Source organism: Loigolactobacillus binensis, assembly GCF_005405165.1.
GTDB classification, from domain to species: Bacteria; Bacillota; Bacilli; order Lactobacillales; family Lactobacillaceae; genus Loigolactobacillus; species Loigolactobacillus binensis.
Map to the genome: position 1 here is coordinate 42728 of NZ_BJDN01000009.1, position 21509 is coordinate 64236.

Annotated in this window: 22 protein-coding genes; 14 read left to right on the plus strand and 8 right to left on the minus strand. The window is 45.8% G+C overall.

What is annotated here, in order from left to right; genetic code table 11:
• The first annotated feature begins 4 nt into the window (after positions 1-4).
• From FFM78_RS05860 to FFM78_RS05910, 12 genes are all read left to right on the plus strand, one after another.
• Positions 5-793 carry a putative hydro-lyase gene (locus FFM78_RS05860; protein WP_137637511.1) on the plus strand — a complete coding sequence of 263 codons (789 nt, stop codon included), beginning with the start codon at positions 5-7 and terminating at the stop codon, positions 791-793.
• A 40-nt stretch (positions 794-833) separates the two neighbouring features.
• Entirely contained in the window at positions 834-1583 is a 750-nt protein-coding gene (locus FFM78_RS05865) for a LamB/YcsF family protein (RefSeq protein ID WP_137637512.1), read from the plus strand.
• 86 nt (positions 1584-1669) lie between these two features.
• Entirely contained in the window at positions 1670-2881 is a 1212-nt protein-coding gene (locus FFM78_RS05870; protein WP_137637513.1) for an NRAMP family divalent metal transporter, read from the plus strand.
• A 382-nt stretch (positions 2882-3263) separates the two neighbouring features.
• Positions 3264-4457: an ABC transporter substrate-binding protein gene (locus tag FFM78_RS05875; RefSeq protein ID WP_137637514.1), complete on the plus strand. Its 1194-nt coding sequence runs from the start codon at positions 3264-3266 to the stop codon at positions 4455-4457.
• A gap of 371 nt (positions 4458-4828) precedes the next feature.
• Positions 4829-5707, plus strand: a complete 879-nt coding sequence (locus FFM78_RS05880) for a branched-chain amino acid ABC transporter permease (RefSeq protein ID WP_035456844.1) — start codon at positions 4829-4831, stop codon at positions 5705-5707.
• Between the two features lie 9 nt (positions 5708-5716).
• Positions 5717-6673, plus strand: coding sequence for a branched-chain amino acid ABC transporter permease (locus tag FFM78_RS05885; protein WP_171001846.1), 957 nt, complete (start codon positions 5717-5719; stop codon positions 6671-6673).
• On the plus strand, positions 6673-7449 hold the full coding sequence (locus tag FFM78_RS05890; RefSeq protein ID WP_137637552.1) for an ABC transporter ATP-binding protein: 777 nt from the start codon (positions 6673-6675) through the stop codon (positions 7447-7449). The genes FFM78_RS05885 and FFM78_RS05890 overlap by 1 nt, the downstream gene beginning before the upstream one ends.
• A complete protein-coding gene (locus FFM78_RS05895; protein ID WP_137637516.1) occupies positions 7449-8159 on the plus strand; it encodes an ABC transporter ATP-binding protein in 711 nt (236 codons plus the stop codon). The genes FFM78_RS05890 and FFM78_RS05895 overlap by 1 nt, the downstream gene beginning before the upstream one ends.
• Before the next feature lie 3 nt (positions 8160-8162).
• Positions 8163-8786 carry a CBS and ACT domain-containing protein gene (locus tag FFM78_RS05900; RefSeq protein WP_137637517.1) on the plus strand — a complete coding sequence of 208 codons (624 nt, stop codon included), beginning with the start codon at positions 8163-8165 and terminating at the stop codon, positions 8784-8786.
• Between the two features lie 1001 nt (positions 8787-9787).
• Positions 9788-10675, plus strand: coding sequence for a ribonuclease H family protein (locus FFM78_RS05905; RefSeq protein ID WP_137637518.1), 888 nt, complete (start codon positions 9788-9790; stop codon positions 10673-10675).
• Positions 10675-10827, plus strand: coding sequence for a hypothetical protein (locus tag FFM78_RS13845; RefSeq protein ID WP_171001847.1), 153 nt, complete (start codon positions 10675-10677; stop codon positions 10825-10827). Before FFM78_RS05905 ends, FFM78_RS13845 begins: the two co-directional genes overlap by 1 nt.
• 66 nt (positions 10828-10893) lie before the next feature.
• Positions 10894-11952, plus strand: coding sequence for an LCP family protein (locus FFM78_RS05910; protein WP_137637519.1), 1059 nt, complete (start codon positions 10894-10896; stop codon positions 11950-11952).
• A 306-nt stretch (positions 11953-12258) separates the two neighbouring features.
• Here the strand turns inward: FFM78_RS05910 and tpx are convergent, their stop codons facing one another.
• The 6 genes from tpx to FFM78_RS05940 all read right to left on the minus strand — a co-directional run bounded on the left by tpx (position 12259) and on the right by FFM78_RS05940 (position 17664).
• Positions 12259-12750: a thiol peroxidase gene (gene tpx / locus FFM78_RS05915; protein ID WP_137637520.1), complete on the minus strand. Its 492-nt coding sequence runs from the start codon at positions 12748-12750 to the stop codon at positions 12259-12261.
• A 125-nt stretch (positions 12751-12875) separates the two neighbouring features.
• Complete coding sequence (locus FFM78_RS05920) at positions 12876-13454, minus strand: hypothetical protein (RefSeq protein ID WP_137637521.1); 579 nt, start codon at positions 13452-13454, stop codon at positions 12876-12878.
• 197 nt (positions 13455-13651) lie between these two features.
• Positions 13652-14311, minus strand: a complete 660-nt coding sequence (locus FFM78_RS05925) for a TetR/AcrR family transcriptional regulator (RefSeq protein ID WP_223877016.1) — start codon at positions 14309-14311, stop codon at positions 13652-13654.
• 54 nt (positions 14312-14365) lie between these two features.
• Positions 14366-14962 (minus strand): TetR/AcrR family transcriptional regulator, encoded by a 597-nt coding sequence (locus FFM78_RS05930; protein WP_137637522.1) that lies wholly within the window; start codon positions 14960-14962, stop codon positions 14366-14368.
• 187 nt (positions 14963-15149) lie between these two features.
• On the minus strand, positions 15150-16295 hold the full coding sequence (locus FFM78_RS05935) for an AI-2E family transporter (protein WP_137637523.1): 1146 nt from the start codon (positions 16293-16295) through the stop codon (positions 15150-15152).
• 19 nt (positions 16296-16314) lie between these two features.
• A complete protein-coding gene (locus FFM78_RS05940) occupies positions 16315-17664 on the minus strand; it encodes a TrkH family potassium uptake protein (protein ID WP_137637524.1) in 1350 nt (449 codons plus the stop codon).
• Positions 17665-17825: 161 nt separating this feature from the next.
• Between FFM78_RS05940 and FFM78_RS05945 the strand changes: the two genes are divergently transcribed.
• Both FFM78_RS05945 and cls read left to right on the plus strand, forming a co-directional pair.
• Positions 17826-18149: a hypothetical protein gene (locus FFM78_RS05945; RefSeq protein WP_137637525.1), complete on the plus strand. Its 324-nt coding sequence runs from the start codon at positions 17826-17828 to the stop codon at positions 18147-18149.
• 361 nt (positions 18150-18510) lie between these two features.
• The gene (cls, locus tag FFM78_RS05950; RefSeq protein WP_137637526.1) at positions 18511-19968 is read left to right on the plus strand and encodes a cardiolipin synthase; all 1458 of its coding nucleotides are present in this window, start codon (positions 18511-18513) and stop codon (positions 19966-19968) included.
• Positions 19969-20135: 167 nt separating this feature from the next.
• Here the strand turns inward: cls and FFM78_RS05955 are convergent, their stop codons facing one another.
• Positions 20136-21050, minus strand: a complete 915-nt coding sequence (locus FFM78_RS05955) for a LysR family transcriptional regulator (protein WP_137637527.1) — start codon at positions 21048-21050, stop codon at positions 20136-20138.
• Positions 21051-21079: 29 nt separating this feature from the next.
• Complete coding sequence (locus tag FFM78_RS05960; protein ID WP_137637528.1) at positions 21080-21343, minus strand: LysR family transcriptional regulator; 264 nt, start codon at positions 21341-21343, stop codon at positions 21080-21082.
• Between the last annotated feature and the right edge of the window lie 166 nt (positions 21344-21509).

Below are 21509 nucleotides of genomic sequence, written 5' to 3' on the forward strand. Positions count from 1 at the left end.
GCCCATGAGTGAACAGCAAACACCTGTTCAGCTGCGCCATTTATGCCGCAGCAATCAGTTTAGTCAGCAAACCAGCGGGCGTTGTCCCGGGTATACGCAAGCTAACTTGGTAATTTTGCCGGAACGTGATGCATATGATTTTTTGTTGTTTGCACAACGTAATCCGAAGCCTTGTCCGATTTTGGAAGTTACTAACAGTGGTAGTCGCAGGCTGCATGATTTTGCGCAAGATGTTGATCTGGCTCGAGATTTTCCACGCTATCGCATCTACCAGCAAGGGAAATTAGTGGCGGAACCGTTGGCTGTGGTTGATTATTGGCGCGCGGACTTAGTCAGTTTTTTGATCGGCTGTAGCTTTTCTTTTGAAGCGGCGTTGCTTCAAGCTGGTATTGAGATGCGCCACATTACCGAGCAAGTCAATGTGCCGATGTATAACACCAATATTGTGGCTAAAACGGCGGGCCGTTTTCACGGGAATTATGTGGTCAGTATGCGGCCGATCCCCGAAAATCAAGTGGTGCGGGCGGTGACCGTGACGGAACAATTACCACAAGTTCACGGTACGCCGCTGCAAATTGGCAATCCCGCTGCTTTAGGGATCACTGATTTAGCGCGGCCTGATTACGGGGATGCGGTCACGATCAAGCCTGGTGAGGTACCCGTTTTTTGGGCTTGTGGTGTAACGCCGCAAGCGGTCGTTATGCAGAGCAAGCCGGAATTTGTGATCACCCACGCACCAGGGCATATGTTGGTTACCGACATCAAAGATCAGGACCTGAAATATCAGTTGTAGCGGTTTATTCATTGATCAAGCAAGGTAGGAGGAATTTAACATGGTAAAAATAGATTTAAATTGTGATCTTGGTGAAAGCTTCGGCCGGTATACGTTAGGCTTAGATGCGCAAGTTTTGCCTTATGTAACATCAGCTAACATTGCTTGTGGTTTTCACGCTGGCGACCCAACGGTTATGGCGGCTACGGTGGCCTTAGCGGAGCAAAATAACGTTGCTTTAGGTGCCCATCCCGGGTTACCTGATCTAGTTGGTTTTGGTCGCCGTAAAATGCAGATCACACTTGCCCAGGCGCAAGCGGACGTGCAATATCAAGTTGGTGCTTTAGCAGCCTTCAGTCAAACGGGTCGATTACACCACGTTAAACCCCACGGTGCGCTTTATAATATGGCCGCTGCGGATTATGAGTTAGCCCGCGGAATTTGTTTAGGGATCAAGGCTGTTGACCCCACCCTTATTTTAGTGGGCTTAGCTAATAGTCAGCTGATCAAGGCGGCCCAAGACGTTGATCTACCCTATGCGCAGGAAATTTTTGCTGATCGCAATTATTTAGCCGATGGGTCGTTAGTGCCGCGTACCCAAGCTAATGCTATGGTCACCGATGAAGCCACAGCAGTGCAACGGACGGTGGCCATGATTCAAACCCAAAGCGTCACGGCCATCGACGGTCAAAAGGTGGCGTTGGCGCCAGACACAGTTTGCGTTCATGGCGATGGGGCCAAGGCGGTGGCTTTCGTGCAGAAAATCCATGCCGCGTTATTAGCGGCTGGCATTGAAGTGACAGCTTTATAATTTTAGCCGCAACCCCAAGTTTAGCTTAATTAAACAACCCTAATAAAAATGGGTTCAAAACGCGCTTAAGAGAAAGAGTGGCTGGCATGAAAGAAAAACAAGCAAAGAAACAATCCCCATTTAGCGTGGCGATGGGGGCCGCCTTTATGATGGCAATGGCTGCAGTTGGGCCCGGATTTCTGACCCAAACGGCGACCTTCACCGGTAAAATGGGGGCTAATTTTGGTTTTGCTATTTTGATCTGTATTGTTGTCGATATTATTGTTCAGTTGAATATTTGGCGGATCATTGTGGTTTCAGGAAAACGGGCACAGGTTTTGGCCAACGAAGTTTTTCCAGGGCTAGGTTACTTGTTAACCGTTTTGATCGTGATCGGCGGCTTCTTCTTCAATATTGGTAACGTTGGTGGTGCCGGGTTAGGGCTAAATGTGCTGTTCGGTATTTCACCGGAAAATGGTGCGTTGATCGCTGCCGCCGTTGCGATCATCATTTTCTTGGTCAAAGACGCGATGCGCGTAGTCGATCGCTCGGTTCAATTTTTGGCGATCATCAAAGTTGCGATCCTGATCTATATTTTAGCGGTGACGACGGTACCTTATCAGGCCGCAGTGACCCACGCGTTTATGCCGACGCACATTGATTTTTATTCGATCGTCACGATTGTCGGCGGCACTGTTGGTGGCTATATTTCCTTCTCAGGTGGTCATCGGCTGCTGGAAGGTGGCGTTGAAGGCCCCGATAAGATCAAATACGTTAATCAAGGTGCATTGACGGGGATCGGCGTGGCTTCAGTCATTCGGATCATGTTATTTTTAGCCGGCCTGGCCGTGGTTTTAGAAGGTCACGTTTTGGATCCAACTAACCCAGCGGCATCAATTTTTAAAGACGCCGCTGGCCAGTTTGGCTATAAATTCTTTGGGTTGTTATTATTAGCAGCCGGGATGACGTCGACGTTGGGGTCAACCTTCACTTCGGTTTCATTCTTAGATTATACGGTCAGTCAGGGTAGCGAGAATAAATATTTGCGCTTCCGTTCTTGGTTGATCGTTGCCTTTATTGTTTTATCAACGGCTATTTTCTACTTTATCGGTAATCCGGCTAAGGTTTTAGTCTTTGTAGGGGCATTAAACGGCCTGATCTTACCGATCGCGTTGGCCATTTTGTTGGTCGCCGCTAACAAAAAGCAGATCATGGGGGCCGCTTATCGGCATCCTCGGTGGCTATTATTTACCGGTTGGTTAGTCGTTGTTTTCATGGCCTACGCTGGTGTACGGACGATTCTGACGTTGGAATTTTAGTGTAACTGGTGTAATCCCTCATTTTTTAAAAAAAGAACATGGCCCATTTAAATCAAATGTGATTTGGATGGGCCGTGTTTTTTTGTGCAGTTTATTCGGTGTGTGCAGGCTACAAGGCTCACCAGCAAATAGCCGCGGTTAAAATAACTTGTTTTCAAGTGCTGATGAAACTGCTGACGGCCTAGTTGTGAACCTGTGGAATAACTGTGAATTTAATTAGATTATAAAATAGTCAAAAAAATTGAATTGCCTAGTTGAAGGCGATTTATGTGGATATTTTGTGAATATTATGAGAAGTGCCGTTGACTATAAACCGAAATTATGTTAGTTTATTAAAAACAAATTAGAATTCTAATTTACGCATAACAGGAGATGGAGATATATGATCAAAGGTAAGAAATTTTTCGCCATGCTGGGCGCCGTCGCGGCAACTGGCTTATTATTAGCTGGCTGTAGTGGCAGTGGTAGTGCTGCAAGCGGCGGCAATAAACAATCAGGTAATACGATCAAAATTGGTGGTAACTTTGAGCTTTCTGGGAATGCAGCTGCATATGGGCAAGCGATGCAGCGTGGGGTCCATTTGGCCGTTAAGCAGATCAATAAAGACGGTGGCGTTAAGGTCGGTAACAAGAAGATGAAATTGGAGTTAGTTGAAAAGGACAATAAAAGTGATAACTCACAGGTTGCCTCAGTTGCTTCTAACTTAACGACCCAAAGTAAAGTTGTTGCAACCGTTGGCCCGATCACTTCTGGCGCCGATTTGGCCGCCTTACCGAACCAAACTAAAGCCAAAGTGCCATTCATTACACCAGGTGGGACCCAAGATAGTTTGACCGTGCAAAAGAATGGTAAGGTTCAACCGTATATCTTCCGTTCTTGCTTCGAAGATAGTTATCAAGGTAAAGCTTTAGCCAAGTACGTTTACAACAATATGAAGTTGAAGAAAGTGGCCATTTTAGCTGATAAATCAACTGATTATGGTCAAGGTTTGACCAAGGCCTTCAAGCAAGAATTTAAAGGTCAAGTCGTTGAAACCCAATATTACCAGGCTGGCGATAAAGATTTCCAAGCTTTGTTGACTAAACTAAAGTCTAAAAACTTCGACGCCATCTTTGTTCCTGGTTACTATTCCGAAGCTGGCTTGATCGTGAAACAAGCACGGCAAATGGGGATCACAGCACCAATCTTAGGGGCTGATGGTTTCGCTGATCCGAAATTAGTTAAGATCGCCGGCAAGAAGAACGCCAGCAACATCTACTACACCACCCATTTCGATGCCAAAGCTAACGACAATGCTAAAGCCAGGGCTTACATGGCACTTTACAAGAAGACTTACAATGAACAAGCGGGTACATTTGATGCCTTGGCTTATGATGCCACTTACATGATCAAGCAGGCAATCGAAGATCAAAAATCAGCTGATTCCACGAAGATCGCCACTGGTTTAGCTAACTTGAAGAACTTCAAGGGCGTTACTGGTACGATCACCATGGATAAGAAACATAACCCACAAAAGCAGGTTATTATTTCCAAGGTTGAAAACGGTGAAGAAGTCAGTGCCACTGCCGTTAAATAACAGCGTGTGCTGAACAGGCTGCCGGTTCAACTTAGTTTTGAGCAAGTAACTTAATCAAGTATTGCTTATGGATCGCTGAAAGCGACTGCTAACTAGCAGAAGTTTTCAGCGATTCTTAAGTTAAATCAGTATTTAGTAATTACATTACTACTAAATTCATTTTAGGCTCATAATTATGGGCAGCAATTATTCAGCTGAGTTATGACTGAGAAGATTATCAGTTAGCAACTTTTATCAATTAATTTAAACGTGATTGGAAAAGCGACCACTTCCAGCTAACTACGTCTAGCGCTATGGCGTAATAGGTTAGCCGCCAGTGCCTGCTGACTTTTTCCACCACGCTGTCATCTATTTCAAGGAGGGACTTGCCTGTGCATACAGTCTTACAACAACTGGTGAACGGTTTATCATTAGGTAGTATCTACGCGTTGTTAGCGTTAGGCTACACCATGGTTTACGGGATCATCAAGTTGATCAATTTCGCTCATGGCGATATTTATATGTTAGGCGCGTTCTGGGGCTACTACGTCATCAATCAATGGCATTTTAGCTTCTGGCCCGCGCTGTTGTCCGCAATGGTCTTTTGTGCCTTAGCTGGGGTGATCATCGAATACTTGGCTTACCGGCCCTTACGTAATTCACCGCGGATCGCCGCGTTGATCACCGCTATCGGGGTATCATTTTTACTGGAAAATGGGATGTCTTACTTATTTAGTTCCAACGTTCGTAATTTTCCCCAAGCGATGCACGTCAAAAGTTATAACTTTTTCGGCGCCAAGGTTTCTAATATTCAAATTCTGATCTTAGTCGTTTCCATCGTGTTGATGATCTTATTACAATTGATCATTCGCCGCACTAAAATGGGTAAAGCGATGCGGGCCGTCAGTGTCGACCCTGACGCAGCCCAATTGATCGGGATCAACATTGATCGGACGATTTCCTTTACCTTTGCCTTAGGTTCCGCGTTAGCCGGTGCCGCGGGGGTCATGATCGGCTTGTATTATAACTCGATCGATCCGTTAATGGGGATGACGCCAGGGATCAAAGCCTTCGTCGCTGCCGTTTTAGGCGGGATCGGTTTGATTCCTGGGGCCGCTCTAGGGGGCTTTGTTATCGGTATTTTAGAAACGGCGACCCAAGCTTTAGGTTTCTCCGCCTTTAAGGATGCCGTTGTGTACGTTGTTTTGATCATTATCTTATTGGTTCGGCCTGCCGGTATTTTAGGCAAGAACATCAAAGAGAAAGTGTAGGTGGCAGCGATGAAAAAGAATTTAAAATACAATGCCATTTGGCTTGCCATTGCGATTCTTGGCTATGTCTTGATCTACGCTTTGGAAATGGTCGGGGTGATCGATCAATTTGCTGAAACAACGTTAGTTTTGATCGGGATCAACATTATTTTAGCCACTAGCCTGAACTTGGTCATTGGTTTTTCTGGTCAGTTTTCCTTGGGCCACGCCGGCTTTATGGCCTTAGGTGCCTACAGTTCGGCGTTAGTTACGTCAGCGATTCCCTCGGTTGGTGGGTTTCTACTCGGCTTGTTAGTCGGGATGATCGTTGCCGGGATCGTGGCCTTAGTTGTTGGGATTCCAACTTTGCGGTTAAATGGTGACTATTTGGCGATTGCTACCATGGGGGTCGCCGAGATCATTCGGATCATTTTGAACAACTTAAAAATTACTAACGGCCCGGCTGGCTTGTATAACATTCCGATGTTGGCTAACTGGAGCACAGTTTATGTTTTAGTGGTGATCACTACCTTGATCATCGTTAATTTCGTCCATAGTCGTAATGGCCGGGCGGTGATGTCGGTGCGTGAAGATGAAATTGCCGCTGAATCGATCGGTATCAACACGACAAAGTATAAAATTATCGCCTTCGTGTTAGGCGCCGCGATTGCCAGTATTGGTGGCGCCCTGCACGCCAACTACATCCAAACGATCAATCCGACTGATTTCGGGATCATGGAATCGATCAATATTTTGATCATCGTCGTTCTTGGTGGAATCGGTAGTATCACCGGGACCTTTGTAGCAGCCTTCCTGTTAGGGATACTGGATATGATTTTGCAGAACTTCGGGACTTTGCGGATGGTCCTTTATTCCTTAGCCTTGATCTTGATCATGGTGTTCAAACCATCGGGCTTGTTAGGCACCTGGGAATTCTCCGTTCGGCGCTTATTTACCCACAAAAAAGCGAAGGGGGATGCTGAGTGATGCCCTTATTAGACGTAAAAGATCTCACTAAAAACTTTGGTGGCTTGGCGGCAGTTTCGGATGTGACCATGCACCTAGACAACAATGAATTAGTCGCGTTGATCGGGCCAAATGGGGCGGGTAAAACCACCTTATTCAACCTGCTGACTGGCGTTATTATTCCCTCAGAGGGCACCGTTAGTTTGCAAACGGACAAAGGCTTACAAGTTTTGAATAAGCAAAAGCCTTATAAAATTGCTGCTGAGGGCATGGCCCGTACCTTCCAAAACATTCGCTTGTTCAAGGATCTAACTGTGGAAGAAAATGTCTTGATCGCCATGACTGACAAAAACAAAGAAGGCTTCCTGGAAAGTATTTTCCGTTTACCAAGCTTCTATAAAAAGGAAGCGGCGCTGCACCAACAAGTAGTGGAACTATTAAGCATTTTTAAAATGGAAAATCAGTTGACGACCTTGGCGCGTAACTTGCCTTACGGGGCGCAGCGGCGATTGGAGATCGTTCGGGCGTTGGCCACTAAACCGAAGATCCTGTTTCTGGACGAACCAGCAGCGGGGATGAACCCGGAGGAAACGGCGGATCTAACTCGTCTGATCCAACAAATTCAGTCTGAATTCCACATCACGGTTTTATTGATCGAACACGATATGTCCTTGGTTATGAATTTAGCCGAACGGATCTATGTTTTAGAATATGGTAAGCTGATCGCCGAAGGGACCCCTAAAGAAATTCAGGGCAACCAACGGGTCATCAATGCTTACTTAGGAGGTGGCGACTAATGGCCTTACTGAAAGTAACCGATCTATCCGTTAATTATGGCGTGATCCAAGCCGTAAAAAAGGTTAATTTTGAAGTTAATCAAGGTGAGATCGTCACTTTGATCGGCGCCAATGGGGCGGGCAAAACCACGATTTTGAAGACAATTTCTGGCTTGTTGCGACCATCAGGTGGTACGATTACTTATGAAGATCAAGAAATTCAAAAGTATAAGTCACAGAAAATCGTGGCCGCCGGTATTTCGCAAGTACCAGAAGGCCGGCATATCTTTCCAGGCTTGACCGTTGTGGAAAACTTGCAAATGGGCGCCTTTTTACGTAAAGATCGCGATGGCGTTAAGGCTGATTTCGATATGGTCTTCGAGCGCTTCCCGGTTTTAAAGGAACGACGGACACAGGATGCCGCCACGTTATCTGGTGGTGAGCAGCAGATGCTGGCCATGGGGCGCGCATTGATGGCTAAGCCGAAGCTGATTTTGTTGGATGAACCGTCCATGGGCTTGGCACCGATCTTTATCCAAGAGATCTTTGATATCATTCAGGTGATCCAGCAACAAGGCACCACGGTTTTATTGATCGAGCAAAATGCGGCTAAAGCTTTAGCTATTGCGGATCGCGGCTATGTTTTGCAGACCGGTAATATTATATTAAGCGGTACTGGGAAAGAACTGTTAGCAAATGATCAAGTGCAGAAAGCTTACTTAGGGGGTTAGTGTATGAGCGTAGCAGATTATATGACCAAGAAGTTGATCACCGTGCGGCCGGAAACGCGGATCAACGACGCCGTTGATCTCATGAAAAATAATGATATTCACCGGCTGCCAGTGTTAGATAATGGTCAGTTGGTAGGGTTGGTCACCGAAGGCATCATCCAAGCCGCTTTACCATCCAAAGCCACCAGCCTATCGGTTTATGAAGTGAATTATTTATTGAATAAAACCACCGTTGCTGACGTGATGGAAAAACAAGTGCGTACGATTCCGGCTGATGCGGTGCTGGAAGATGCTATTTTCCAAATGCGCCATTACAAAATTGGCGTGTTGCCAGTGGTTGCTGAGGGCCAACTAGTGGGGATCATTACCAATAATGATATTTTCGATGCGTTCTTAAATATTGCTGGTTATGATCAAGGCGGGACCACCGTGACGATCAAGGTAACGCAAAATGTGGCGGGTTTCTTAGCTAAGGTCAGTGATGCTTTAGCGGAGCACAACTACAATATTTTAACGTTGATGGTCACGGATCGTGCGGATATTCGTTTGATCGAATTACATGTGGACACCACGGATGCTGCCGGCGTGAAAGCAGCACTGACTGGTGCTGGCTTTGAACTGATTTAACGCAGCTATGTTTTACGAACAAGACTCCAACATAAGTGACTTGTGTTGGGGTCTTGTTTTAGTTTGAACAGACACATGATCTAAACTAAGTTACCGTCACTATCTTTGCTGTAAAACGATCAAAACTAGTGCATTGTAGTTATCATAATTAAAGGCTTTAACTAATTTTTAGGACCTTAGAGCAGGGCAGAACTGGTTAGATTCCATTCCGGGGTACGAGGACGGACTAGCTAATAACGGTAGACTTTGTTCCAAAGTCTTGATTAACGCGTCGTTGTCCATTCTTGTGGCAAAAACCGTGCCGCAAGAAACATGGCAACGCGTGGCGGTTTGGCGAGCTAACTTTTTCAGTTTAAAACAAAAGCGGGTGAAAAAGTGGATCTCGCCAATACCGCATAGTTCTAAATGGTAAGGACCACCATTAAGAACTATCGACACAGCTGATCCTCGCGCCCCTCCATTCCATCTGGCTGCAACCGAACATTGAAATGTTGTTTGTGTAAACGACGGATATAGTAAAAACAGTTATACAAGTTTATATCCAGTGTTGCTGCTCAACTTGAAAATTGCGAACTATTAGAGCCGTTAAGCCACACTTGATTGACTAATCAAACAATTAAATTGATCAACTGTTTATGTTCAACCACTGTCGCTCGTTCTTAATAACTAATCTTATCAAGCATCAATTGTTTGAACGTATTCGCTAAACAGAACGTGCTTCCCGTTGTCGATTGGACTAAGCCAAAAAGCGGCAAGTCCAAGTCGCACGCGTTCCATACGCCAGCGCCGGAATGGAACCTAACTTGCTCTGCTGATGTCTACGAGGCGTCAGCTTAGCGCAAGTGTTGCGGAGTAAGGCCAGCAGCAGTTGAAAATACTGGTTCCTGCAATAAGTTGTTTTTTCAGAGGCAAAATACAGTATAATGCAATAGATAGTAGTAATTCTGGAAGCTAGCAAATAACAGCAGAAATTAGCAACGTAAAACGATAGGGTGAATAATATGGCAGCAAAAAAATATTATGCGATCGCACATGGTCGCCAAACAGGGGTTTTTTACACCACTTGGGCGGAAGCCAAACCGTTGGTTGATGGCTATCAAGGGGCGCGCTACAAAGGTTTCCCTACTAAAGCGGCCGCTGAAGCGTGGCTGAAAACTGGGGTCACCACGGCCAAAACACAACCAACACCAAGCAAGGTACCAGCCGCACCATTGCCAGCCAACGCCATTCAGATCTACACAGACGGCGGCTCGCGCAATACAGGTAATGTGCAAGGAGGCCACGTTAAAAGTGGCGATAAGGCGGCTTGGGCCTATCTAATCGCGTATCAAGGCCAGCGGCTCAGTGATTCCGCCGGTGAATTTGGCGCAACTAATAATAAAATGGAGCTTACCGCTTTAGTTGAAGGTCTACGCAAAATCAAGGCCACGTGGGGTACCACTTTACCAGTGGTGGTGATCGCAGATTCGCGCTATGTGCTAAACGCGATCACCCAAAATTGGTTGGCGGGCTGGCAGCGCCGCGGTTGGCAACGTAGTGGCGGGCAACCTTTGGCCAACAAGGAATTGTGGCAGCAATTGGCGCAGCTATTACGCGCTTTTACGCAAATTGATTATCGCTGGACCAAAGGCCATGCCACTAATGCCGGCAACGTTTTTGTCGATGCAGCGTTGAATCAGACTATGGATCAGCTGACGCCTACTTGCTTGCACCCGGTTGTCGCCACGACCACGCCAGCAACGGTTGCGCCGCAAAAAACCGCTGCTAAAACGCAAGCAGCAACGGCTAAGCCAGCCGCACAGGCGCGGCCTTCAGCTGAATCAATGCAGGCGATTCGCGCGCAGTTGCACCAAATGGGCTTTTTGCAAGAGCATAAAGGTGAGCACTGATGCGGCGCTTTGGTGGCGGCGTTTGCTATCTTTTGGTGTTAGTGCTCGTTGGTTATTCGTTGGTGCAGGCCAGTGATTGGTTCTGGTTGTTGGCCGCAGGTGGGTTAATGCTGCTAAGTGTTGGTTTAGGTCGCTTTTTTCGGCGGCGGTGAGTTGAGTTTGCCTGCTCAATTGTGGTAGGCTGTAGTGAGAAATTCTGAAAGAAAGCCGGTAAATTCATGCGACGGAGTGGACGAAAAAAGCGTCATTGGGTACGTTGGATCTTGTTAGCACTGCTAGCTATTATTTTAGTTTTAGGTGGTGTTGGTGGGGTCGTTGTTTACCGAATCTACCATGTGACCGAAACCAGTTTTAATCGGATGCACGATACCAACGGCCAAAAGACATCAACTGCGCTGGCGCAAGGCAAGCCTTTTTCCGTGCTGATCTTAGGTGTGGATACCGGGGCTGATGGCCGGATCGACAAAGGTAACTCAGATACATTGATGGTGGCCACCGTCAATCCGCAGACCCACAAAACGGTGCTCCACAGTATTCCTCGGGATACGTTAGCGGAGATGGTCGGCGATAAAAAACGCAATATGCAAAAATTAAATGCAGCTTACAACTTAGGTGGTGCCAAAATGGCTAAAGCAACGATCAGCAAGCTGTTAGGCATCCATATTGATTATTATTTGACGATGAACATGGGTGGCTTGGAGAAAATGGTCGATGCCGTCGGTGGGGTCACGGTGCACAGTGACTTAACGTTTACGTTCAATAGCATTACGATCAAAAAAGGGACGCATCACCTTAATGGTAAGCAGGCACTGAGTTACGCCCGAATGCGCTATGACGATCCTAAAGGTGATTACGGGCGTCAATTGCGGCAGCAGGCGGTGATTCGTGCGGTGACGAAGAAGTTGGCGTCTACGCAAGGGCTGTCCCGTTATCAAAAATTGTTGAAGGCCTTGGAACCCAATGTACGGACTGATGTTGCTTTCAAAGCGTTAGTGCGTCACGGCTTGAAATATCGGCAAAATGCCAGTCATATTTCTTCGCAGCAATTGCAGGGGGCCGATGCGTGGATCAACGGTAGCTCCTACCAAATCGCCACCACTGCGGCGTTAACGCAAACGTCCAATGCTTTGCGTAAAGAGCTAGCTTTGCCGGCGAAGCAGATCGACAATGAGGAAACACGGCTAAATGCGCTAAACGTTACTTTCGACGGGCATAATAGTCAGCTCTACAATACTTTCGGTTTAGATACGGTTTATTATACGGATAATACGTACTAATAAAGGCCATGTGAACGGCCCTCATTTCGTAGGTACTGCTTGAATTACTTTTTTGCCTACACTTAGGCAGTCATAATTTAGTTAAGGTCAAACCCTTAGCCAGGAATAAGCGGGAAGAACGCGCAATTTTTAAGCTAGAGCAAGCATTGCTAAATAAAATACCAGTCAAAAACAGTTAATCCTGTTTTTTACTGGTATTTTTACGGCCAACTTATGCTATTTTGAATTGGGCAATGATCGCGGCAACCGCACAACTAAGCAATGGCCTTAAGGTAGTTGCTAAAATTTGATTAGTCCCAGCTTAACTTACAAAGTTGCTAAAAAGTCTAATGCAGCACTGTAATTAGGTTCGGTGGTTTGTTCGCTGATCAATTCCCGATAACGGATCTTACCGCTGGCATCAACGATGAAGATCGAACGGCTGTTGATACCGGCAGCGGGGATGAACAAGCCTAATGCGCGCCCAAATTCTTCCTTAGCGTCAGATAACATTTCCATTTTCTTAACGCCTTCTGCTGCGCACCAAGTTGATTGTTCAGCAGCTGTGTTCGTGGAAATCGTTACGAAGCGAATACCAGGCACTTTGTCAGCGTCAGCATTGAAATGTTTTGTTTGAATGCTGCAGACACTGGTGTTGATATTCGGAACGACGCTGATCAAAGTTGTTTGGCCTTTGAAATCAGCGGCAGTCAACGTTTTACCATCTTTATCGGCTAATTTAAAATCTGGTAACTGTGTGCCAACTTCTGGTGCTGTCCCAGCAGTTGTTAGGGGTTCACCCTTCATTGTAACGTTCATTCAACTCACCTCATTATTAGTTTTGGTAGCCCTATCATAACACAAATTATAATTGTGCACAATTTATTTCGCCGAAATAAGCAGTTAATGCTTATTGAATAATTGCTTAAATAAAACTTTGCCCGTTATTTAGTGTACTCAATGGTGTAACCGCCAGCGCCGTTGGCGACAACGGTAAAGTTACTGTAGCCGGCCGCCATCCAAGAAGAGGCATTGGCCTGTCCCCAAGCTACAGCCGCACTAGTCGAGGAGAAAGTTTGGCCGTCGCCGCCAGCAGTTGAACTGGCGGTTGTGCTGCTGGCGGCACTACTAGTACTGGCACTGCTGGCAGCCGCACTGGATTCAGTATCAGCAGCTGAACTAGCCTTGCTGGTTGCAGTCTTACTACTTGCCTTGTGGTGGCTACTACTGGCAGTAGTACTGCTAGCGGCACTACTGGAATCACTGCTGGTCACTGCAGTTGGTTCCGCTGCTTGATTATCGCTGGTGATGCTGGAAAATTCAGCGTAAATGCCGAAAGCGACGATCAAAACAACGATCGTGATCAAGGACCACCGGTGGCGGGTGATGAAGGGTTGGCGTTTTTTAGGTGCTTGACTTAACGAGCTGATCGGCTGTTTAGTTGGCGTTGCTGCTGAATTGCGCCGGGTAGGCTTAGGCGCATGCCGCGCCATTCGACTAGTCGGTTTATCTTGTTTACTCATTTCAATTCTCCTTCTAATAGGGCAACAAAGGGTGTTAGGATACCACACTGTATTTTAGCCGCTTTACGTTAAAATAGTTACTAAATAATCGTTAAAATTTTTCCCTATTCGCAAACGACGACTACTTTAAATTGTAGCATGGTGATCGGGTCACTGCAGTTTTTTGGCATCAATTAAAGGGCCTGCTGCCGGTAAGCTTAATTTTTAGGCGGCAGTAACCAAGTTGCCGTCAGGGCTAAAAGCTGATCGAGGGGGGTAACCACTGGATCAACTAAATGCTGTTGGACCGCTTGTGCGTATTGCAACACGTCGCTATTGATCAGCGCGATTGCTAGCGCCACCGGGACAGGCCGAAAAGCGCCGGCGGCCTGTCCTTGTTGCAGGACGGTTTTTAATTCCGGAAAAATTAAATTTTGTTCCACTGTGGGGATCGCCAATTGGTCCAGCAAAGGGGAACCGAGAAATTGATTTAAAGTCGCTAATTGACGTGGTTGATCCTGCGCAAATTGAAAAAGCGCCCGCATGTAAATTTGAACTTGCTGGTTAGGGGTGGACACCAACGCTAATTTTTCACCTAAATACTGCTGCAACTGCCGCCGTTGTTGGCGGAAAACTTGGCGCAGCAGATCTTCCTTGTCCTTAAAATAAATGTAGATCGTCGAAGGATATAGATCGGCGGCCTGGGCAATTTTAGCAATGGTAACGCCGCTTAAACCGACTTCCAAAATTAATTCGGTGACGCTGGCAATGATCTGTTCAGCTTTTTTTTCGTCTTTTTTTCGCATATCTGCAGTATAAGCGAAGCGACGGTATTGGTCAAAGGTGGTCAGAACTAACTTAACGTTGGTCGCGATCATTTTATTAGGGTAGTAAAAAAGAAACGCTACCGACTGGCAGGGTTTCTCTAATAATTAAAGCGTCATATCGACTTCATTAGTCAAACTAGCAACTTGGCTAGTGGCGTTGAAAATTCGGGTGACCCGAGCTTGCCACAGCTCATCGGGAATTGCCTCCGCAAACATGATCTGCAACACCAAAATCATTTGGTGGGCTAAAACTTGCGCCGTCAATGAATCGGTTAGCCGTTGTTCAAGCAAAGCCGCCTGGATTTCGGTTTCGTAAGTCGCCCACATTTGTAAGCGGCGGGCGCTTAACTCAGGATTACGGCTCACGTTGATCATCAGCTGCCGTGTGGCCTGTAATGGACCTTGCACGGACTCATCCGTTGGCAAAGCCTCCGTAAATTGGTGAAAGGCCGGCCACAGATTAGCAATCGACGTTTGTTGCTGGATCAAGTGGCGGATGGCGCCTAATAGTGCGGTTTCATTGTGAAACATAATGTCGTCTTTGCTTTTGAAATAAGTGAATAGCGTTTTCGGTGCGATACCGGCTTGCCTAGCGATTTCGGCAACAGTTACTTTGTCGAAGCCTTTCTGCTCAAATAAAGTTGTAGCAACGGTAACGATCTCTTGACGCTTGAGCGCTTTTTTGCGTTCACGCAGTCCCATAAATAATGCCCCCAATATTAAATCTGTGATCTCACAGGTTACGCCAACCGCTATAAAGCCCATGGGAATGCGACTTTACTTGCTGATACGTAACCATATTACCAAATTATACAGCAGGAGCGAATGCTGTGTATAGTTTCTGAGTAGATTTAGTGAAATATTGCCAAATTCTCATTGACTTCCCATATTATTCTTCACCATCGCGGTGCTCAGCATACCAGCTGGCATGACTGCGGTACCAGTTAAACAGCCGACTAACAATGATTTTCAATACGGCATAGCCTGGAATGCCTAAAATCACGCCAACTAAACCGAATAATTTTCCTGCGGTCAGTAAAACGACCGCAATGGTCACGGGGTGCATCGCCATATTACTCCCCATGACCAGCGGTGAGATCACCTGCGTCTCCAGCAGCCATTCGACAAAAAAGACGATCACAACGGCGATAAACATCTGGACTGAAGTCAATGCACCAAGAATCAGCGCCGGGATCAGGGCTAAGGTCGAGCCTAGGTAGGGAATCAGGTTCAGCGGGCCGGCTAGTAGACCGAGAACCAACGCAAACCGTAGGCCGATCACGCTGTAGCCGATCATGAAGATGAGCGAGACCAAGAAGGCGACCGTCAGTTGGCCTTGAATGTACTGGCCAACTTTGGTGCTGATCTCATTGAAAAGATCCAGTAAAGTGGCTTGGTAGCGATGGGGCAGTAATTTTGCCACGTATTGCGGAAAGCGGCGGCCGTCTTTTAACATGAAAAACAACATGAACGGTGCGGTCACGATCGTGATCACCACGTTACCAACCGTGTTGATGATCGTCCCCAGCTGTGAAAAAGTGCCGTCGACTAAGTTGCCATTTTTACCGCCAAAGAAATTGGTCAGATCCTGACCGACTTGTTTAAGATCAATAAAATCGGGCCAGTGCTGTTCATCGGCGACGTTGGTCAGGATCTTAGTCAGTTCACGCCAATATTGCGGTGCGGCGCCGGTAAAGCTGGTGATCTGGGCCTGCACAGTGGGGATGAATAAGCGCATGCCGATTGCGATCAGCAGTAACAGCACAACGAATAAGGCGGTGATGGTCAGCACGCGCTTAACGTGCCAGCGGCGCTCCAATAAATTGACCAGCGGTACCATTAAGTAGTACAAGACGCCGGCAACGATCAGCGGTGGTGCGATGATCGCAACAAATTGGCCAACGGGATCCAGTAGCCAGCTTAATTTAGTGGCCAACCAGATCACCACTAACCCTAATAAAATGTTCAATAAATAAATAGTGACTTTATTGTTGAGAAAGAGACGTACGAACCAAGTGGACGGTTTGTTTCCCATAATGACCTCCTTAATTTGCTCAGCCCAACATAACATTTTCGGCGGGATAACGATATCCCTTTTGAGGATGGCTGGCATTGAGTACGGTGAACATGACGGTATAGACGCCGACCCGGCCTAAAAACATCAATAACATGATGATCAATTTTCCGATGATCGTCAGGTGTGGGGTCAACCCCATCGTCATGCCGGCAGTACTGAAAGCAGAAATGACTTCAAAAATAATGTACTCAAGGCCGTAACGTTCCGGAATTGTTTCCGTTATGGTTAAGATCAACCCGGCCACGATAACTAAAACTAAACATAGAAAAACTAGCATTAAGGCGCGGAGAATATTTTGATCGCTAAAACGCCGGTGGCCAAATTCAACATCGCGATTGCCACGTAAGACGGCCCAACTTTGCAAGGTCAATAATCCTAAGGTGGTGGTTTTGATCCCACCAGCCGTTGAGCCCGGTGTTCCCCCGATAAACATCAAAACGATCGTCAATAAAATACCGGCGATAGAAATTTGGCTGTAAGGGATGGTAGTAATGCCAGCAGTTCGCGGTGTAACGGCAAGAAAAAATGTATTGACTAGGCGTTTACCAGGACTAACTTGCGCAGCCATAACGGCTAAGTTATCTTCAGTGAGCAAAAATAAAATAAAGCCACCAACTAATAAAACACCGGTGGTGCTCAAGGCTAACTTGGTATGCAGGGATAAGCGCCGCCGACGTTTAAACAGCAGTAGATCGCGCCAAACCAGAAAGCCTAAACCGCCAGCAATGACCAACGCGCTAATAACCAAAATCAAATAAGGATCATTAGCCTGACTTTCCAAGCTATTACCGAATAGATCAAATCCCGCATTACAAAAGGCGGAAACAGCATGAAAGACACTCATAAAAAGTCCTCGGGCTAGGCCGTAGCGGGGATAAAAGTCAATGAATAGCAAAGCCGCCCCTAAGGTCTGAATCGCCAGCGATAAACCGATCACGTATTTCATCACACTGTTAACATCGGCCAGCTTTTCGAAATTAAGGGACTCTTTGATCAACAGCCGCGTGGTTAGATCGACCCGCCGTTTTAATAATATAAAAGGGAGCACACTGAAGGTCATGAAACCTAGACCACCGATCTCGATCATGATCAGAATAACGCTTTGACCAAATAACGACCAATGCGCCGCAGTGTTGACCGTGGTCAGGCCAGTGATGCAAGTTGCGGAAGTGGCGGTAAAAATAGCGTCAATAAATGGTGTACTGTGGTGTTCCTGCGTGGCCAGTGGCAGCATCAACAAAAGTCCACCGAGTAAAATAAGGGCTAAAAAACCTAAGGTCAAAATTTTGGGTAAAGGCATTCGATGTTGTTTTCCTGGTATTTGCATGGCCACCACCTAACTTTTTTCTAATTTAAGCGTTTAATGTTGCTTGTTCAATTATGCCATAATTAATTGGACAACGATAGCCACATCCCTACGGAAAAGAACTATACTAGAATTGTATGGTTAAGGGCTTGCCACCCGATTAAGAAATAGGAAGCGATAAAATGGCAGCAGAAAAAGTAGCAGAGAAAAAAGTAGCAAAAATTGATTCAGCGGTTGTTGATCAAGCCGTTAAGCTGATCAAGGAACAAGGATACGTTACGCGTAAGGACTTCGCTAAGTTGCAAGACGATGACTGGGCAAGACAGTTTGCGACCCAGATCAGCGATGCCTTTCACGCCGCCGATAAATCACCGTATATTTACTATGAACGGTTTGATTTTGCCGATCACGAAATTACAGGGATCATTTTCGATATGGACCAACTGAAAACCCGGGTTGCTGCAGGTCAAAAATTAGGGGCAGTTTTAGGTTTAAAATCATTTTAACTAGAATCAAAGTGAGTTTGCGACAATTAATTGCCGTAAGCTCACTTTTTAGTTTTGATTAAAATGTTAGGCAAGCAAACTTGGTGCTTTAGTGCCAAAATGAAGCGCCATTTATTTATGGTTTACAGGATAAAGGACCAACGAGTAGAATTGCGCCTAATAGTGATTGTCGCGTCACTTTATCGTTGCCGGCCACGCCTTTTGCTCAAAGCGTTGCACATTTAATGTGGCGTTCTAAAATCTAGGTCTTATAGCCAGGTGTCTGATCTATGCTTACCAGCCCAAGGAAATCAGTTCGGTTTTTGATCGAAGAGGCGTATAATGAAAACCATTGGATACTTGATACGAAGGGGGATCACAGATGAGTTGGGTACAGATCATAGTTGATGTGGTGGTGACCTTAAATGCATTTTTGGCGATCATTACTGTTTTTCGCCAGCACCGTGATATTTCAACAACTTGGGCGTGGTTATTAGTGCTAGTTTTATTACCGATCGTTGGTTTCTTACTGTATATTTTTCTGGGTCGCGGTATGGGCCGCGAAAAATTATTTACCATTGAACATCAGGATCGAACTGGGTTGCAGGAAATGATCGCCTTGCAGCAACACGATGATGTTGAGTTTGAAACACCGTTGTCGGAGAAAGTCACGGCCAATGCCAGTAGCATGGTACGTCTATTTGAAACCACTGATAATGCACCACTGACTAAACGTAATCAGGTCGAGATCTTTACTGAAGGCGAAAAAAAGTTTGCCGCCTTATTTGCGGATATTCGGCGGGCCAAACAAAGTATACATATTGAATATTATACGATCTATAATGACCGCATTGGCCAAGAACTGCTAGATCTGCTGGAAGAAAAGGCCAAGCAAGGTGTTGAAGTCCGTGTTTTGTATGACGCTTTCGGATCGCGCGGGGCGACTAAAAAATGGTTTCGGCCTTTAGAAGAATTAGGCGGGCAAGCGGCCACTTTTATTACGTCGCACAGTTCGATCACTAAAACACGTTTAAATTATCATTGTCACCGGAAGATCGTGGTGATCGACGGTAAAATCGGCTATACAGGTGGCTTTAATGTGGGGGACCAATATTTAGGTCGGATGCCGCGTTTTGGTTATTGGCGGGATACTCATTTACGGATCATTGGCAATAGTGTTCTAGCACTGCAAACGCGTTTTGTTATGGACTGGAACGTTTCGGTACAGCCGGAACGGCACATGCAGTACCAGCTAAAATACTTTCCGAAACCATTACGGCCTAAAAATGCTACCACTGCCTTGCAGATCGTGACTTCTGGGCCAACTTCGGATCGTGAACAGATCAAAGCCGGTTATATCAAGATGATCTCAATGGCGAAGAAAAGTATTTGGCTACAGTCACCCTATCTAGTACCGGATGAAAGTGTGTTGTCGGCGCTGACGATCGCGGCGCAATCAGGCATTGATGTTCGGATCATGATTCCCCATATGCCCGATCATCCGTTTATCTATCGCGCCACCCAATACTATGCGCAGCTATTATTTGCGGCGGGAGTCAAAATTTATATTTATGAAAAAGGCTTTTTACACGCTAAAACTGCGGTGATGGACGGTAAGGTTTCTAGTGTCGGTTCAGCTAATCAAGATTTTCGTAGCTATAAATTGAATTTTGAAGTCAATGCCTTTATGTATGACATTAAGGTCGCCAAACAATTGGCCCGTATTTTTACTGCGGATATGGCCGATAGTCGCTTATTAACACAGAAAGAAATAGATCAACAGTCTTACTGGCTGATCATAAAACAACGATTTTCTCGTTTGTTATCACCGATTCTTTAAAAATATAATGTGTGCTAGGTCAGTCGTTATTTGGCTAAATGGTAGACGCAATTAATCTGGAAAATGGTATAGCGCCAGTAAAAGTAGAACTTTGCCTACTTTTACTGGCGCTATTTAGTTGGCAAAATTTAGAATTTACGGCAGCACAATTAACTAAATTTACCCACCTAATGTTTATGTCGTTCTTGGGCAGGTACGTAAGTTTGGCAGAACTCTGTGTAGAAGACTTGCGCAACATTATTAGTGGCCCGTTGATTGTAATAAATATATTCGTTATAACGACAATGCGGATCGGCCAAAGGTTTAATGACGACGCTGCGGGGCGCTAAATTATTGGCATACTCAGGGACTAAAGCAACCCCGCGGCGGGCGGCAACTTCGAGCAAAGCCGTGGGTAAATTGCCAACTTTCAGTGCGCTGATTTGATTATGGGTATATTTTTCGGCAATTTTCCAGTTTTTAGCGTAGGGACCAAATAATTCATCGGCAAAAGGGACTAACAATGTTTCTTGGGCCAAATCAGCTAAGGTCAAACTAGTGCGTGCTAATAAGGGATGTTCTGGGTAAAGCGCCAAGCCAACTGCACACCTTTGAATCAGGCAGGCATGCACTTGGTCATTAGGGGTGATAAATTCACAAGGCGTAAAAATAATATCGTAGCGGCCGCTTTGCAACAATTGTTCGGTGGTGCCATCGGCTAAAACGTCAATGGTCAACTCAATGTGCTGGTAACGACTGCGAAATTGATTGATGAAGCGTTGAATAAATGGTGAATGTGCCAATTCTAAAACACAAGCGATGCGGATCGTATCAGCATTAAAATGGGCGATCAACCGATTAGCACTGATGGCGTGATCGCAATCATTGATCAACCCTGCTGCTTGTTGCGCCAGAACTTGACCTGCTGGCGTTAATTGCACGTGGTGGGTGGTTCGCGTAAATAACGGTAATTGCAGCTCGGCTTCCATTTCCTGAATATGGCGCGTTAAAACTGATTGGGCAATATACAAGCTTGTCGCTGCCTTGCTGTAGTTCAAAGTACGCGAAAGCAATAAAAATTCGTATAACTTATTAGTGTCCATGCGAGTTCCTTTCCGTAAAAATAAGGTTGCTATTCGGTCGCTTGGTGCATCGCTTGTTTGATGGCCCGATAATGTTGACTGATTCGCAGCGCATCTTGGTAGAAATAATAACCTTCAGCAGTCAGTTCCATACGCGTGTGGTTGCGTTTAAATAATTTAAAACCTAAAGTCTGTTCAAACTGGCGTAAACGGTGACTTAAAGTTGCTGCGGATAAATTTAGTTTAGTGGCGGCCTGGGCAATGCTACCAGCATCAATAATGGCAATAAATTCGGCGAGACGAGCAAAATCCATGGTCAACCAACTCCTTAATGTGTTGTTGCGGTTGAAGTCCTTATGTGCAGTATATAACCTGATTACCAAGCTATTGAGACTAATTTAATTATAAACTGCTATTCACAAAAAAATAGCATAACTAGCGGATCATTTTGCAGCTTATTTTCAACAGCAAAATAGCAAG

Excerpts from the sequence above, each read along its gene's own strand:
- FFM78_RS05860 (WP_137637511.1), top strand. The coding sequence starts at position 5 with ATGAGTGAACAGCAAACACCTGTTCAGCTGCGCCATTTATGCCGCAGC.
- FFM78_RS05865 (WP_137637512.1), top strand. The coding sequence starts at position 834 with ATGGTAAAAATAGATTTAAATTGTGATCTTGGTGAAAGCTTCGGCCGG.
- FFM78_RS05870 (WP_137637513.1), top strand. The coding sequence starts at position 1,670 with ATGAAAGAAAAACAAGCAAAGAAACAATCCCCATTTAGCGTGGCGATG.
- FFM78_RS05875 (WP_137637514.1), top strand. The coding sequence starts at position 3,264 with ATGATCAAAGGTAAGAAATTTTTCGCCATGCTGGGCGCCGTCGCGGCA.
- FFM78_RS05885 (WP_171001846.1), top strand. The coding sequence starts at position 5,717 with ATGAAAAAGAATTTAAAATACAATGCCATTTGGCTTGCCATTGCGATT.
- FFM78_RS05890 (WP_137637552.1), top strand. The coding sequence starts at position 6,673 with ATGCCCTTATTAGACGTAAAAGATCTCACTAAAAACTTTGGTGGCTTG.
- FFM78_RS05895 (WP_137637516.1), top strand. The coding sequence starts at position 7,449 with ATGGCCTTACTGAAAGTAACCGATCTATCCGTTAATTATGGCGTGATC.
- FFM78_RS05900 (WP_137637517.1), top strand. The coding sequence starts at position 8,163 with ATGAGCGTAGCAGATTATATGACCAAGAAGTTGATCACCGTGCGGCCG.
- FFM78_RS05905 (WP_137637518.1), top strand. The coding sequence starts at position 9,788 with ATGGCAGCAAAAAAATATTATGCGATCGCACATGGTCGCCAAACAGGG.
- FFM78_RS13845 (WP_171001847.1), top strand. The coding sequence starts at position 10,675 with ATGCGGCGCTTTGGTGGCGGCGTTTGCTATCTTTTGGTGTTAGTGCTC.
- FFM78_RS05910 (WP_137637519.1), top strand. The coding sequence starts at position 10,894 with ATGCGACGGAGTGGACGAAAAAAGCGTCATTGGGTACGTTGGATCTTG.
- tpx (WP_137637520.1), bottom strand. The coding sequence starts at position 12,750 with ATGAACGTTACAATGAAGGGTGAACCCCTAACAACTGCTGGGACAGCA.
- FFM78_RS05920 (WP_137637521.1), bottom strand. The coding sequence starts at position 13,454 with ATGAGTAAACAAGATAAACCGACTAGTCGAATGGCGCGGCATGCGCCT.
- FFM78_RS05925 (WP_223877016.1), bottom strand. The coding sequence starts at position 14,311 with ATGATCGCGACCAACGTTAAGTTAGTTCTGACCACCTTTGACCAATAC.
- FFM78_RS05930 (WP_137637522.1), bottom strand. The coding sequence starts at position 14,962 with ATGGGACTGCGTGAACGCAAAAAAGCGCTCAAGCGTCAAGAGATCGTT.
- FFM78_RS05935 (WP_137637523.1), bottom strand. The coding sequence starts at position 16,295 with ATGGGAAACAAACCGTCCACTTGGTTCGTACGTCTCTTTCTCAACAAT.
- FFM78_RS05940 (WP_137637524.1), bottom strand. The coding sequence starts at position 17,664 with ATGCAAATACCAGGAAAACAACATCGAATGCCTTTACCCAAAATTTTG.
- FFM78_RS05945 (WP_137637525.1), top strand. The coding sequence starts at position 17,826 with ATGGCAGCAGAAAAAGTAGCAGAGAAAAAAGTAGCAAAAATTGATTCA.
- cls (WP_137637526.1), top strand. The coding sequence starts at position 18,511 with ATGAGTTGGGTACAGATCATAGTTGATGTGGTGGTGACCTTAAATGCA.
- FFM78_RS05955 (WP_137637527.1), bottom strand. The coding sequence starts at position 21,050 with ATGGACACTAATAAGTTATACGAATTTTTATTGCTTTCGCGTACTTTG.
- FFM78_RS05960 (WP_137637528.1), bottom strand. The coding sequence starts at position 21,343 with ATGGATTTTGCTCGTCTCGCCGAATTTATTGCCATTATTGATGCTGGT.